Source organism: Duganella sp. GW821-FHT07F09, from assembly GCF_059418705.1.
In genome coordinates this window covers 245,684-260,308 of record NZ_JBWKQJ010000010.1, presented here as the reverse complement: position 1 = coordinate 260,308, position 14,625 = coordinate 245,684, and the positions used below count along the sequence as shown (strand labels likewise).

11 protein-coding genes and 1 other RNA gene are annotated in these 14,625 nt (G+C 62.6%); 3 read left to right on the top strand and 9 right to left on the bottom strand.

All coding sequences use genetic code 11. The features are described 5' to 3' along the window. The 6 genes from AC07P1_RS25395 to rnpB all read right to left on the bottom strand — a co-directional run bounded on the left by AC07P1_RS25395 (window position 1) and on the right by rnpB (window position 6,059). Window positions 1–1,776 (bottom strand): peptidoglycan D,D-transpeptidase FtsI family protein, encoded by a 1,776-nt coding sequence (locus AC07P1_RS25395; RefSeq protein ID WP_494698445.1) that lies wholly within the window; start codon window positions 1,774–1,776, stop codon window positions 1–3. Next, entirely contained in the window at window positions 1,773–2,048 is a 276-nt protein-coding gene (gene ftsL / locus AC07P1_RS25390; protein WP_494698444.1) for a cell division protein FtsL, read from the bottom strand. The genes AC07P1_RS25395 and ftsL overlap by 4 nt, the downstream gene beginning before the upstream one ends. Then, window positions 2,045–3,010 carry a 16S rRNA (cytosine(1402)-N(4))-methyltransferase RsmH gene (gene rsmH, locus AC07P1_RS25385; RefSeq protein ID WP_494698443.1) on the bottom strand — a complete coding sequence of 322 codons (966 nt, stop codon included), beginning with the start codon at window positions 3,008–3,010 and terminating at the stop codon, window positions 2,045–2,047. The genes ftsL and rsmH overlap by 4 nt, the downstream gene beginning before the upstream one ends. 9 nt (window positions 3,011–3,019) lie before the next feature. Further along, on the bottom strand, window positions 3,020–3,448 hold the full coding sequence (mraZ, locus tag AC07P1_RS25380; RefSeq protein ID WP_090316576.1) for a division/cell wall cluster transcriptional repressor MraZ: 429 nt from the start codon (window positions 3,446–3,448) through the stop codon (window positions 3,020–3,022). Between the two features lie 701 nt (window positions 3,449–4,149). Beyond that, window positions 4,150–5,649 carry a glycerol kinase GlpK gene (gene glpK / locus AC07P1_RS25375; RefSeq protein ID WP_494698442.1) on the bottom strand — a complete coding sequence of 500 codons (1,500 nt, stop codon included), beginning with the start codon at window positions 5,647–5,649 and terminating at the stop codon, window positions 4,150–4,152. Window positions 5,650–5,715: 66 nt separating this feature from the next. Beyond that, window positions 5,716–6,059: RNase P RNA component class A (gene rnpB, locus AC07P1_RS25370), an RNA gene on the bottom strand. A gap of 115 nt (window positions 6,060–6,174) precedes the next feature. Between rnpB and AC07P1_RS25365 the strand changes: the two genes are divergently transcribed. Further along, window positions 6,175–7,875 carry a thiamine pyrophosphate-binding protein gene (locus tag AC07P1_RS25365; protein WP_494698441.1) on the top strand — a complete coding sequence of 567 codons (1,701 nt, stop codon included), beginning with the start codon at window positions 6,175–6,177 and terminating at the stop codon, window positions 7,873–7,875. Window positions 7,876–8,010: 135 nt separating this feature from the next. Here AC07P1_RS25365 and AC07P1_RS25360 read toward each other — a convergent pair whose 3' ends face one another. The 3 genes from AC07P1_RS25360 to AC07P1_RS25350 form a co-directional block, all read right to left on the bottom strand. Next, window positions 8,011–8,541: a hypothetical protein gene (locus AC07P1_RS25360; RefSeq protein WP_494698440.1), complete on the bottom strand. Its 531-nt coding sequence runs from the start codon at window positions 8,539–8,541 to the stop codon at window positions 8,011–8,013. Window positions 8,542–8,628: 87 nt separating this feature from the next. Then, window positions 8,629–9,705, bottom strand: a complete 1,077-nt coding sequence (locus tag AC07P1_RS25355; protein ID WP_494698439.1) for a porin — start codon at window positions 9,703–9,705, stop codon at window positions 8,629–8,631. An 811-nt stretch (window positions 9,706–10,516) separates the two neighbouring features. Beyond that, window positions 10,517–12,169 carry a methyl-accepting chemotaxis protein gene (locus AC07P1_RS25350; RefSeq protein ID WP_494698438.1) on the bottom strand — a complete coding sequence of 551 codons (1,653 nt, stop codon included), beginning with the start codon at window positions 12,167–12,169 and terminating at the stop codon, window positions 10,517–10,519. Between the two features lie 507 nt (window positions 12,170–12,676). On the opposite strand from AC07P1_RS25350, the gene AC07P1_RS25345 reads away from it, so the two are divergent. Both AC07P1_RS25345 and AC07P1_RS25340 read left to right on the top strand, forming a co-directional pair. Continuing rightward, on the top strand, window positions 12,677–13,672 hold the full coding sequence (locus tag AC07P1_RS25345; protein ID WP_494698437.1) for a TauD/TfdA family dioxygenase: 996 nt from the start codon (window positions 12,677–12,679) through the stop codon (window positions 13,670–13,672). Between the two features lie 2 nt (window positions 13,673–13,674). Continuing rightward, window positions 13,675–14,589, top strand: coding sequence for an AEC family transporter (locus AC07P1_RS25340; RefSeq protein WP_494698436.1), 915 nt, complete (start codon window positions 13,675–13,677; stop codon window positions 14,587–14,589). Window positions 14,590–14,625 lie beyond the last annotated feature (36 nt).

Sequence of the window (14,625 nt, the reverse complement as noted above, 5' to 3'; positions counted from 1 at the left end):
TCACATGTTCTCCTGTGCTGCTGACTCAGGAATGATGATATGGGTCAGGTCCGAATCCGGCGCCACGTTCTTCGCGCGCAGGGCCTGCGCCGCCAGGGCCGAAAACACCGGACCGGCAACGTCGCCACCGTATTTCAGCGGGCCGCTTGGTTCGTCGATCATGACGGCGATAATGAAGCGCGGGTCCGACATCGGCGCCATGCCGACGAAGTTGCCGATGTATTTGGTGTGCGAGTAGCGGCCGCCGATGAACTTTTGCGCGGTACCGGTCTTGCCGCCCACGCGGTAGCCCGGCACCTGGGCCTTGACGGCGGAGCCGCCCGGCAGCGTGACCATTTCCAGCATTTCGCGCATTTCGGCGGCGGTTTTGGGGCTGATGACCTGGGTGCCGTGCGGCGCCTCGTGCAGCTTCTGGAACGACAGCGGAATGATGTCGCCATCGCGCGCCAGCACCAGGTAGGCGCGCGCCAGCTGGATCAGCGACACCGACATACCCTGGCCGAAGCTCATGTTCGCGTGCTCGATCGGGCGCCACGATTTGTACGGGCGCACGCGGCCGGCCACCGCGCCGGGGAAGCCCCACTTGGGCTGTTGGCCGAAACCGAGCTTGGTGAACATCTCCCACAGGTCCTGCGGCGGCATCGACATGGCGATCTTGGTGGTGCCGATGTTGGACGATTTCTGGATGATGCCCTGCACGTCGATCATGTGGTGCGCGTGGGTGTCGTGGATCACGCGGTCGCCGATGACCATCGCGCCGTTGCCGGTATCGAACATGGTGTGCGGCGTGATTTTCTTCGCTTCCAGCGCCATCACCACCGGGAACGGTTTCATCGACGATCCCGGCTCGAAGGTGTCGGTCATCACGCGGTTGCGCAGCTGTTCGCCGGTCAGCTTGGAGCGGTCGTTCGGGTTGTAGGTCGGATAGTTGGCCAGCGCCAGCACCTCGCCGGTGTGCACATCCAGCACCACGGCGGCGCCGGCCTTGGCCTTGAACTTCTCGACCGCGTCCTTGATCTGGGTGAAGGCGATGTACTGGATCTTGCTGTCGATCGACAGTGTCAGGTCCTTGCCGTCGTGCGGCTCGCGGATCGACTCGATATCCTCGACGATATGGCCCAGGCGGTCCTTGATCACGCGGCGGCTGCCCGGCTGGCCGACCAGCGTTTTCTGCTGCGCCAGTTCCATCGATTCCTGGCCCACGTCCTCGACGTTGGTGAAGCCCACCACGTGGGTCGTCACTTCGCCCTGCGGATAGAAGCGCTTGTATTCCTTGCGGGTCTGCACACCCTCGATGCCCAGCTTGACGATCTTGTCGGCCACATCCTGCTCGACCTGGCGCTTCAGATAGACGAAGCCACGGTCCGAATCGAGTTTTTTCTGCAGCTCGGCGTTGCTCATGCCGAGCAGTTGCGCCAGTTGTTTGAGCTTGTCGGCCGGCGCGTTCTGCACGTCGTCCGGGATCGCCCAGATGGCCTTGACCGGCACCGACGACGCCAGCACCTGGCCGTCACGGTCGGTGATCTTGCCGCGCGTGGCCGGCAGGTCCAGGGTGCGCGCGTAGCGGATCTCGCCCTGCTTTTGCAGGAACTGCGTCGACAAGCCTTGCAGCCATGCGGCGCGGGCGGCCAGCGCGGCGAAGGCGAAGAACAACACGAACAGCACCACGCGCGAACGCCATACCGGCAGGCGCACCGCCAGTACGGGGTTCTTCGAGAACGGCACGCCCTTGGAGCGTGCCACGCGCGAGGTGTTCACGTTGGAGCCTCGGCTCATTTCGATCCTTCCGGCGTCAGGTACTGCGTGCGCGCGGCGGTCAGCGGCGTCATGGTCAGGTCGCGGCGCGCGATCTCCTCGATGCGCGCGTGCTTGCCCAGGGTCGACTGGTCAAGCTGCAGCTGCGCCCACTCGATATCGAGCTGGCGCGCCTTCGACTGCGAGCGTTCCAGTTCGATGAACAGGTGGCGCGCCTGGTACTGCGCGTTGACGAGCGACAGGCCGCAGCCCACCAGCAGCGCCGTCAGCACCAGGTTGATCTTGCCGCTCATGCCGCCTCCACCGGAATAGGCAGGCGGCGCGCCACCCGCATCACCGCCGAACGGGAACGCGGGTTGGCGTCGACTTCGGCGTCGGACGGCTTCATCTTGGACAGCAGCTTGAGCTCCGGCTGCGGCAAATCGACCGCGCGGATCGGCAGGCGCCGGTCCGGCTGTTCGACATTGGCCTTGGACGCGAAGAAACGCTTGACCATGCGGTCCTCCAGCGAATGGAAGCTGATGATCGCGATGATGCCGCCCGGCGCCAGGCTGGCGTAGGCTTGGTTCAAACCGACTTCGAGGTCTTCAAGCTCTTTATTGATGAAAATCCGGATAGCCTGAAATGTGCGGGTTGCCGGATCCTTGCCCTTCTCCCGAGTCTTGACCGCGCCTGCCACGATGCCGGCAAGCTGTCGTGTGGTTGAAATTGGTTCGATTGCCCGGCGAGCAACAATCGCCTTTGCAATCTGAAAAGCAAACCGTTCTTCCCCATATTCTTTGATCACCTTTTCCAGTGTCTGTTCGGTTTCTGTGGCAAGCCACGCCGCCGCCGACATGCCGCGCGTGGTATCCATGCGCATGTCGAGCGGACCATCGTTACGGAAGCTGAAGCCGCGCGCGGCGTCGTCCACCTGCGGCGACGAGATGCCCAGGTCGAGCAGGATGCCGTCGACCTTGTCGATGCCACGCTCGGCCAGTGAAGCCGTCATCGTGGCGAAGCTGTCGTGGACGATGGTGAAGCGCGGATCGTCGATTTGTTCGGCGGTGGCGATGGCCTGCAAGTCCTTGTCGAAGGCGATCAGGCGCGCGTTGGCGCCCAGCTTCGACAGGATCAGGCGCGAATGGCCGCCGCGGCCGAAGGTGCCGTCGACGTAGACGCCGTCGGCGCGCGCGCCGTCCAGCGCGAGGGCGTCGACCGCTTCGTCAAGCAGCACCGTGCGATGCTGAAATTCAGGCACCGATGTGGATGTCATCACGGGACCTTAGAAAGAGAAATTGGCGAGTACATCGGGGGTGCCGGCTTCAATCGCCTGCTGCTCTTTTTCCGCCTGCTTGGCGGCATCCCAGATTTCGAAGTGGGAGCCCATGCCCATCATCATGACTTCGCGTTCCAGGCCGACGGCGGCCCGCAGTTCCGGCGAAATCAGGATGCGGCCGGCCGTGTCCATTTCGACGTCGGTGGCGTAACCGAGGAATATCCGTTGCCACGCGCGGGCCTGCATCGGCCACTGGGCAATCTGTTGACGGTGCTGTTCCCACACCGGGCGGGGGAACAACATGACGCAGCCATCGGGGTGGCGGGTCAGGGTGAGGCGGCCTTCGCATTGGATCGAGAGCGCGTCACGATGCTTGGCGGGGATAGACATCCTGCCTTTTGCATCGAGATTGATTGCGGACGCGCCTTGAAACACGGGATTACCTTTTGACCTCAGTATGGTTAGCGGAGCATGAGCGGCGGCTTTCCGGTTTCATCTCCCCCGCCGCTAAGTCAGGAGAAATTTCCCACAAAAAGACACTTTTTCACACAGATGCCCACTTTAGAGGATGGGAGAATAGCGGTCAAGCGCTTTCAGGCAAACGAAACAGGGATTTTAGTAATGAAATTAAGGACTTAGCGCAATTCCTTGAAGCCAGCTAGAAATAAAATAACTCGACAAATTAAGTACTTATCGAGGAATGTGAATGTGCTACCTCATCTGCACACATGTGTATGCGTGCACTAAAGCGGTGAAAATGAATTCTCAAAATAATTGAAATATTTACATATAGTTGCAAAGCGCCAACATTGACGTATCATATTGATAACTGGTCAATAGATCGGCAAATGGCGTTGAAAGTGGCGTGATTTGATAGGGGAATGGTCGGATGTCGCGCCAGCAGCGCGATGACGGGGAGTATGAAACCTTTTAATAACTGCAACTACGATTTTGCTAGCCAGCAATGGTGGGGCAGCGGATGTATTTTCGACAAGCAATTTGTCTATACAAATTCCAGACTGCCGCACTGCACCAAAAACATCATTATACGCCTGCGCCATGGCTCAATTCCAGCGCGAATTCACGTAAAAACTGTCGACTTCCGTAATAAAAACACAATTTACGTTGCCTACCTATCAGGTCGCCCACCCCTTGGAGCGGTCCACGGCGCGCGCCCACCCCTCCATCAACGCGCCGCGCCGGTCGGCGCCCATGACGGGGTCGAAGCGGCGCTCGCAGGTCCACTGGGCGGCGACCTCCTCGCGGGTCTGCCAGAAGCCCACCGCCAGGCCGGCCAGGTGGGCCGCGCCCAGCGCCGTGGTCTCCGTCACGCGCGGACGGACCACCGGCACGCCCAGCAAGTCGGCCTGGAACTGCATCAGCAGGTCGTTGCGGGCGGCGCCGCCGTCGGCGCGCAGCTCGGTCAGCGGAATGTCCCGGCTCGACGCCGCCACATCCTTCTGCATGGCGGCCATCAGCTCCGCGCTTTGATAGGCGATCGCCTCCAGCGCGGCGCGGGCGATGTGGGCGCGGTTGCTGCCCCGGCTCAGCCCCACCAGCGCGCCGCGCGCGTACGGGTCCCAATGCGGCGCGCCGAGGCCGACGAAGGCCGGCACCATGAACACGCCGCCGCTGTCGGGCACGCTGGCGGCCAGCGGCTCCACATCGGACGACTTCTCGATGATGCCAAGGCCGTCGCGCAGCCACTGCACGGTGGCGCCGCCCATGAAGACGCTGCCCTCCATCAGATACTCGGTGGCGCCGTCGACCCGCCAGCCGACGGTGGTCAGCAGGCGGTTGTGCGACACCACCGGATGCTCGCCCAGATGCATCAGCATGAAGCACCCGGTGCCATAGGTGTTCTTCGCCATGCCAGGCGTATGGCAGGCCTGGCCGAAGGTGGCGGCCTGCTGGTCGCCGGCGATGCCGGCCACCGCGATCGGCGCGCCGAACAGCGAGGCCCTGGTCATGCCGATTTCCTCGCTGGACGACACCACCTGCGGCAGCATCGACTCCGGAATGTCGAACAACTGCAGCAAGTCCTGGTCCCAGCGCATCAGGTGGATATTAAACAGCAGCGTGCGCGAAGCGTTGCTGACGTCCGTCACATGGCGCCCGGTCAGCTTGTACACCAGCCAACTGTCGACGGTGCCGAACGCCAGCCCGCCCTGGCGCGCCCGGTCGCGCGCGCCGGGCACGTGGTCGAGCAGCCATTTCAGTTTGGTGGCGGAGAAATAGGAATCGAGTTCGAGGCCGGTGATGTCGGCGATGCGTCCGGCCTTGCCGTCGGCGCGCAGCGCGTCGCAGGTATCGGCGGTGCGGCGGTCCTGCCAGACGATGGCCGGCGCGATCGGCTCGCCCGTTTTGCGGTCCCACACCACGGTGGTCTCGCGCTGGTTGGCGATGCCGATGGCGACGATCTGGCGGCTATCGACTTGATTGTCTTGCAGGACCCGACGGGCCACGGCCAGTTGGCTATTCCAGATGTCGTCGGGGTCGTGTTCGACCCAGCCGGGCTGCGGGAAATGCTGGGGATATTCGGCCGCCGCGCTGCCGCAAATCTGTCCCTGGTGGTCGAACAGGATGGCGCGCGAACTGGTGGTGCCTTGATCCAAGGCCAGAATGTATCGTTTCATCGGCGGGTCCCCAGGTCGACGCGGTAAGCGCGTCGGTCCCGCGGCGGCCGCGAATCTATATGTGTAAGTTGAAGCAAGCCGATAGGCCGGATTTTGTTACGGCGCGGGCGAACCCGCGCTATGACAGCCATTCCTCTAGGCGCTGGATTACTCCAGCGCTCAAGCTTCCTACCCGCACGCTCCGCGAGCAGCATCATCGCGTGCCTATTTGGAATTGCACCAGGTGGAGGTTACCGCGTTTCACCGTAACTTAATACGCTCGTCTCTGTGGCCCTATTCCTCGCCTTATACCTTGGGCTTGCGCTTGCGGCTTTCAGCGGACGGCCGTTAACCGTCACCCCGCTCTATGGAGTCCGGACCTTCCTCCCGCCAGGCATTACGCGCTGGCCAGCGGCTGTCTGGCTTGCTTCAGGCGGTATTGTACCAGCCGGCCCGCCGATTCTATAATTTGATGTCGCCATTAGAAAAGCGCTGCCTCCTGCCCGGCCGTAGAATCATGCTACCTATACCCCTTGAGGCGAGAACATGACGCACCCAACCCGCACCGGCGGCCAGATCCTGGTCGACGCCCTGAAGATCCACGGCGTCGACACCGCTTTCGGCGTACCCGGCGAAAGCTACCTGGACGTGCTCGACGCGCTGCACGACTCCGACATCCGCTTCATCATCAACCGCCAGGAAGGCGGCGCCGCCTTCATGGCCGACGCCTACGGCAAGATGACGGGCAAGCCGGGCATCTGCTTCGTCACGCGCGGCCCGGGCGCGACCAACGCCTCGATCGGCGTGCACACCGCCTACCAGGACTCGACGCCGATGATCCTGTTCATCGGCCAGGTCGGCAACGACTTCATCGACCGCGAGGCATTCCAGGAGATCGACTACCGCCGCATGTACGGCCAGATGGCCAAGTGGGTTGCGCAGATCGACCGCGCCGAGCGCATTCCCGAGTACCTCGCGCGCGCCTTCCAGGTCGCCACCAGCGGCCGTCCCGGTCCGGTGGTGCTGGCGCTGCCGGAGGACATGCTGATCGACACCGCCGCGGTGGCCGACACGCGCGCCTATCAGGCGGTGCAAGCCTCGCCGTCGGCGGCGCAGATCGACGTGCTGCGCGCCATGCTCGCCAGCGCCAGGAAGCCGCTGGTCCTGCTGGGCGGCGGCGGCTGGAACGCGCAAGCCTGCGCCGACCTGCAACGCTTCGCCGAGGCCAACCACCTGCCGGTAAGCTGCGCGTTCCGCTTCCAGGATTTGCTCGACAACGCCCATCCCAACTATGTCGGCGACGTCGGCATCGGCATCAATCCGAAGCTGGCGGCGCGCGTGCGCGAGGCCGACGTCATCCTCGCCATCGGCCCGCGCCTGGGCGAAATGACCACCGGCGGCTACGCGCTGATTTCCGCGCCGGTGCCAGCCCAGCGCCTGATCCACGTCCATGCGGACGCCGGGGAGCTGGGCAGCGTCTACCAGGCGGAATTGATGATCAACAGCGGCATGCCGCAGATCGCGGCCATGCTGGCGGCGATGGCGCCGGTCGACGCCGGCGCGTGGCGCGCCTCGGTGGCCGAGGCCAAGGCCGATCTGGCGGCATGGCAGCAGCAACCGGCGATTTTCCAGGACGGCCAAGCGCCGCTGGACTTGTGGCAGGTGGTGCAACAGATCGACAAAATCGCCCCGCACGACACCATCATCACCAACGGCGCCGGCAACTACGCCACCTGGGCGCACCGCTTCCACAGCTACGGCGGCATGCGCACGCAGCTGGCGCCGACCAGCGGCGCGATGGGCTACAGCGTGCCGGCCGGCGTGGCCGCCAAGATCATCGACTCGAAGCGCACGGTGATCACCTTTGCAGGGGACGGCGAATATATGATGAACGGCCAGGAGCTGGCCACGGCGGTGCAGTACAAGGCGGGGGTGGTCATCATCGTCTTCAACAACGGCATGTTCGGCACCATCCGCATGCACCAGGAGCGCGACTATCCGGGACGGGTATCGGGCACGGAGCTGCACAATCCCGATTTCGCCGCGCTGGCGGCGGCGTATGGCGCGCATGGGGAAGTGGTCGACAAGACGGCCGATTTCGGCCCTGCGCTGGAACGCGCGCTGGCGCACGCCAACAGCCGCAACCTGCCGGCGCTGATCGAATTGCGCTACGACGGCAACCTGATCACGCCCGGCGCCACCCTGGAAACGATCCGCAAGAACGCCGAAGCGGCCAAAAAATCCTGAATGACCGGGGAGACACGTAGGGCGGATTAGGCGGAACGCCGTAATCCGCCGAGCGCCGCCGAAGGCTCATGGCGGATTACGCTGCGCTAATCAGCCCTACCTATCTCCACGAACGGCATCTGTCGCGGTAATCAATCAAGACGGCGCCTGATTCATCGGCGCCTCCTCGACCTTCTCCTTATCCTTCTTCGGCTGCGGGCAAACCTTGCAGGTGCCGGCCTTGCGCCCGAAATCGGTCACCAGCGGCAAGCGCATCGGCACCGCCTCGTCGCCGCAATAGCCGCCATCGAGCACCAGGGTCCTGCCGCCGTCGGCGATCTTGCCGCTGATCGTGCGCTCCTCCTCATCGGGCGGACGCACGGTGAAATACATCTGACGCCCACGCGGATCGATATTGACGTCGCTGGCCACCACCGGCCAGCTCAAGCCGCCCGCCGTGTACTCGTACAGCACCGTATCGACCTCGGCGAAGCGCTGCAAGGTGATGCGCTGGCCGCCGAATTCGCCGCTCTCGGCGTTGATGCACAAATCGGAAAACACCACCATGCCGTAACGCGGCAGCCCGGCATTGGCGGACGGTTTGCGCGCCGCCTTGGGCGCGGCCAGCACGGCGCACGAGGCGATCAGCATGGCGCCGGCGAACACGGCGCGTCGTTTCATCATCATGGTCGTCGTCATCAGTAAAACCGCTTTCAGAAAAGAACAACGGCTGCACCAGGCAGCCGTTGTTGATACTAACTCTGAATGAACAGATTAGAAGCTGTGTTTCACGCCGATGTTGAAGGCTTTGTCGCCGGTGCCAACTTCGGTGTTGTTGCCAACGGTGTAAGCTGCGCCGTTTTTGTTTTTGATTTTAGCGTACGCCAGGTAAGCGCTGGTGCGCTTCGACAGGTTGTACGAGTAGCCAACGCCCCACTGGCTTGCATCGTTGTTAGCGACTTCTTTGTCGTTTTTACGGATGTACGAAGCCATCACCACGCCGTTACCGGCTGGAACGGTCACGCCGACCAGTGCGTCAGCGCTGTCTTGCGACGCGACTGGAGCAACGGTGTAGCCGAATGGGTTGGTGGCGTTAGCCAGAGGCGCGCTGTTCTGGCCCTTGTCCTGGCTGTAGGCTGCGAAAACTTTAACAACTTTGAAGTCGTAGTTCGCTGCCAGCAGGGTGTTGTGGCCGATGCTGTTGGTTTTAACGGTAGCGGTGTCGTTGTTACGGTTGTTGTAAGCGACAGCAACGTTCAGAGGACCGTTGGTGTAGCCAACCGACGCGCCCAGTTGACGCTGTGCGCCGGAGTCGTCAGCGACTTCACCCAGGCTGTACGAAGCAGCAGCCGAGAAACCGTACAGCGATGGGGTTTTGTACACAACGCCGTTGTCGGCGCGGGTCATGTTGCCGGCAACCGGGAACAGGTTTTTAGCGGTACCAGCGTAGCCCATTGCGAACGGGTCGGCCACGTCGCGCAGGGTTTCGTAGTAAGGGGTGTACTGACGACCGATGGTCAGGGTACCGGCGGTCTTCGAGCTCAGACCAACGTAGGCTTCGCGGTTGAACAGGCGGTTGTTGCCGTTGTCCAGGGTGCCGTCGTCGATTTTAACGCCGGCTTCCAGTTTGAAGATCGCGCTCAGACCGCTGCCCAGGTCTTCGGTGCCTTTGAAGCCGATACGCGAAGCCGAAGCCACGCCGCTTTGTACCGCAGTCTTGTTACCAGCAGCACCGCCACGCTCGGAGGTCAGGCCGGCATCGACGATACCGTACATAACGACGTTCGATTGCGCCATAGCTACGTTGCTCAGGGCGCCCAGGATGGCGATGGAGATCAGGGATTTTTTCATTACGTGTTTCCTTCAGTTGTGTTGCTGTAAAAAGGTATAGCTAGTAGTGCGGCTAAATACGGTGCTTATCGGCGTCACCAGCAGGCGCCGTATGTGCGTGAGGGCAAACTCCCCAGCTGCCACTGTGCGGTCCCATCAGGCGGAACGCGCTCACTTAAGTTGCGGCCGATTTAATCGACGCTCGCAGGTTCGCGGTGCTCAAACGCACCGGAGGCGGCACTATACTGATGCTTGACGACTCCATCAAGTGCAAAAACGTTCATCTTGCAACGTCCCTATCCTTGTTAGATTTTCAAAACATCCGTATTTTAACGCATCGCAATATTTCATGCCGAGCAAGCGAACTAGCCCAGTTTTCCGCACGATGAACTTCATGCAGCAACCCGTTTTGCGGGCCGCCCTAGTGACAAATGCAAGATCAATGCATGCGTACTACATCGTTGTCGGACCAAGTAAAAATAGCCACTTTGCTATTTCTGGCGCTATTTTATACTGAAGCCCCCGGAGGAACCTCCGCACTCAATGGTAATAAGCTAACAACCAGAGGGAATGTTTGGCGTGGAAATACAGCAAAATGGCCTCCAAACCAACAATGATCATAGTGTTACAGGAGTAAACTAGCCATAAATTCTGTCCGCAGAGCAACTATTGCAGTGCATCAGGAATTTGTAAGAAATTGCTACCTGTTGCACATAAACGACACATCCCGCACCATTCCGACACATTGTTGCCCCAAAGAAGGGAGATGGCGGCTTGCGCCAGCGCCCTTCCATGCATGAGCCAAACTCATGTCCTGCGCTCTTATGCCGCGTCACGCGCGGCGGCGCACCGGCATCGGCAGGCGCGCGGCCGGCACTTCGCGGCTGCCGGCGGGCACCGCGCGCAGCGCCGACCGGTCCGCCGACGCCGGTTCCAGCCGGAACACCGCCACCAGCGCGGCCAAGGCGCCGGCCTGTTGCTGCATGCTGTGGGAGGCGGCCGTGGCCTCCTCCACCAGCGCCGCGTTCTGCTGCGTCACCGCATCCATCTCGGCGATGGCCGCGTTGACCTGCTCGATGCCGGCGCGCTGCTCCTGGCCGGCCGAGGTGATCTCGCTCATGATATCGGTCACGCGGCGCACGCTGACGACCACCTCCTCCATCGTCGCGCCGGCCTGCTCGACCAGCCTGCTGCCGGCCTCGACCTGGTCGACCGAATCGCTGATCAATTCCTTGATTTCCTTGGCCGCCGCCGCCGAGCGCTGGGCCAGGTTGCGCACCTCGGACGCCACCACGGCGAAGCCGCGCCCCTGCTCGCCGGCCCGGGCCGCCTCGACGGCGGCGTTCAGCGCCAGGATGTTGGTCTGGAAGGCGATGCCGTCGATCACGCCGATGATGTCGACAATCTTGCGCGACGACTGATTAATAGAGCCCATCGTATCGACCACCCGCGACACCACGGCGCCGGCCTTTTGCGCCACCGCCGACGCGCTCAGCGCCAGCTCGTTGGCTTCGCTCGCGCTGGCCGCGTTCTGCTGCACGGTTCCGGTCAGCTCCTCCATCGAGGCGGCCGTCTCCTCCAGCGAGCTGGCCTGCCGCTCGGTGCGCGACGACAGATCGACGTTGCCGGCGGCGATCTGGCCGGACGCGGTGGCGATGGTGTCGGTGCCGGCGCGCACCTGGCCGACGATATCGGCCAGGCTGTCGCGCATCGACTTCATCGCGAACAGCAGGCTGTCGCGGTCGTTCGGATGGGTGTGCACCTCCACCGTCAGCTGGCCGGCGGCGATCTGGCCGGCGATCCGCACCGCGTAGTCGGGCTCGCCGCCGAGGCGCTTGACCAGCCAGTTGGTGATCGACATCGCGCCCAGCGCGCCAAGCACCACGCTGCCGGCCAGCAGGGCGATGATCCACAGGCGGGCCGACGCGTAAGTGGCGTCGCCGCGACTGGCGGCGTCGATGCCGCCGTCGCCGTACAGCTTGACGAGCTTGTCGATCTGGCCGCGCAGCGACACGATCAGCTTGTTCGACTCGCCGCGGATCAGCGCCTTGGCGGCGGCGTCGTCGCCGGCGCGCATGGCCGCGCGGATCTTGCCGTCCTCCACCATGTAACGGTCCCACATCGACAGGAAGCCGTCATACAACTGCCTCTCCTCCGGGGTGGAGATCAGCTTGACGTAATCGGCCTGCATCTTGCCCAGGTCCACCAGGTCGTTGGCGATCACCTTGTCGTACTTGTCCATCTCGCTCGGTTCGCTGGAGATGATGTACTGGAATTCGCGGGTGCGCACGCGCGCCACCTGCGCCTTGAGATCCTGCACCACGCGCATGGCCGGCATCCAGCGCGACGACAGTTCCGACGCGGTGGCGTTGACTTGCGCCAGCTTGGCGATCGAGAACATGCCGACCACGGTGGTCAGCAGCAGCACGGCGGCGAACGCCATGCCCAATTTGGTCGCCAATTTGAGGTCTTGTAGCCATTTCATCGTTTGATTCCTTAAAAGAGGTCGTTCACGCGGGCGGGTTTCGGCGCATCGAAACGAGGCGGCAGCGGAAGCCGCACCAGCGTTAGCAAGAAGGTAACTAAGCTGTAATTTCCATAAGGCAACATGCTACTCCATTGCAACATTTCCTGCTTGAAACGTTACCCCGCATCGGCGATGGCGCCGGCGATCCGCCGGAGACCGCATCTTTCCTAGGAAAACCGAGCAAATGTTCGCAAAAACCGACACCAAACAATCGGTTGCACATTATCAATTTCACCAATACTTGCATGGGTTCTACGTAGTTTCCACATGGACATATATGTTATAAGACCGTGCCACAACAGATTATTTTGTATGAATGATTGCTTAATGTTTCAGCAAAAACAGCGTTTCTCATAGGTAAAAAAGGTAAAAGTTAAGTAAAGATCAAGGCTTGCTTGGCAATATTTCCTAAAGTTAATATCCAGGCGGTTATTTCCAAACGGAAATTGATACAGGAGGAATTGCATGCCGGCCACACACGCACAACCGCAAAACATCATCGTCGCCCCGCGCGATTTCCCTTGGGCGGACGACCTCAAATTGATCGTCGACATCGTCACGCGCCACTTCAGCGATTTCAACGGCAACGGCTTCTACCCCCATCCGGACGAAGTACGGCTGCAGCGGGAGCTGCGCGCGGTGCCGGCGCTGAACCAGCTGAGCGGGATGATCCGCCGCTTCAAGGCGCGCGGCATGGCCATCACCAATCTGGGCCTGGGCGCGCTCGGCGAAGCCCAGCGCAACGCCGTGCTGTACGCGATCGCGCTGTGCCAGGGCTTTCCGACATCGACCGACCAGCGCACCCGCCGCGTCGCCTGGGACGTGCGCGCCCGCGCCGGCAGCGAGCAGCAATCGCGCTTTGTAACCTTCTCCGAGCGCGTCGGTGGGGCCGACATGCATACCGACTCTTCGTTTTATCCGATGCCTGAGGAGCAGTTTCTTTTGTACGTGGTCGCGGCCGCGCGCTGCAACGGCGGCGAATCGCTGTTGATCGATGTCGAAGACGTCCTCGCCGAGTTGCAGCGCAGTGAAGAGGGACGGACCGCCTACACCTTGCTCAGCGAAACCCCGCTGCCGTTCCGCGTACCGTCGGTGTACGCGGCCAATGACGAACAGGTCGAATACCACATGGCGCCGGTATTTCACCGGCCGGCCGCGCTGGACGGCGCACCGGCCATGCGCTGGCGCTACGATTCCATCGTCAAGGGCCTGGCCGCGCGGCCGGAACTGCGCACCGACGCGCTGGTCGCCGCGCTGGAACTGGTCAACGAGATTGTCGAGCGGCGCGCTCCGCGCTTCCATCGGCAGTTGCCGGACGATACACTGCTGTGGGCGGACAACCAGCGTACGCTGCACGGCCGCGCCAAATACAGCGATCCGGACCGGCATTTGATCCGCATCCGCATTTCCAACACGCCCAACGCGGACCGCATCGGCCCGTCCGGCATTTCGGCAGATTAAGCATGCTCGCAGCCATCATTCCCGTTTTCCTGATCATTTTGCTGGGCGTGGCGATCCGCCGCTACGAATGGCTGCCGGACGCCTTCTTCCCGTCGATCGAGAAGTTCTCGTACAACATCTGCTTTCCGGCGCTGCTGTTTGCCGGCACGGCCCGCTTGAGCTTCCGCTCCGGCGAGGTAGGCGAACTGGCGCTGGCCACCTTGCTGCCGACGGCGCTGATCGTCGCCGCCGCCGTGCTGGCGCTGCTGGCGGCGCGCGCCCTGCCCGACGCGGCGCGCTCGTCGGTGGTCCAGGGCGCGATGCGGCCCAACACCTATTTCGGCATCGCCGTCTCGAGCCTGTTTTTCGCCCCGCCGACGGCCTCGCTGGTGATGCTGTCGCTGGCGCTGTGCCTGCCGGTGGTGAACATCATCTCGGTCGTCGCACTGTCGTGGTGGAGCGGCGTGCCGACCGATTTCGGCAAGATCCTCAAGGCGCTGGCGGGCAATCCGATCATCCTGTCGACGTTGGCCGGCGTGGTGTTCAGTTTGTCGGGCCTGGAGCTGCCGGCGCCGTTGATGAACACGCTCGACATCCTGGGGCGGGCGGCCTTGTGCCTGGGCCTGATCTGCGTCGGCAGCGGGCTGGTGTTTTCGTTGCAAGGCTTGCGGCCGCTGGCGTTGGGGTTCACGTCGCTGCTCAAGCTGGTCGCCATGCCGCTGATCGCCGCCAAGGTGTGTTTGATGTTTGCCGTCTCGGCGCCGGTGGCGCTGGCGGCATGCTTTTACTGCGCGCTGCCGACCGCGCCCAACGCCTACATCATGGCCAAGCAGATGGGTGGGGACACGCGGTTGATGGCGTCGCTGATCACGTTGCAAACGCTGCTGGCCGCGCTGACGGTGCCGCTGAGCCGCCATTTCATGCAGTGGATGGCCTAATGATGCTGAAGCGGCAAAACCGTGCGCTATGTCCCT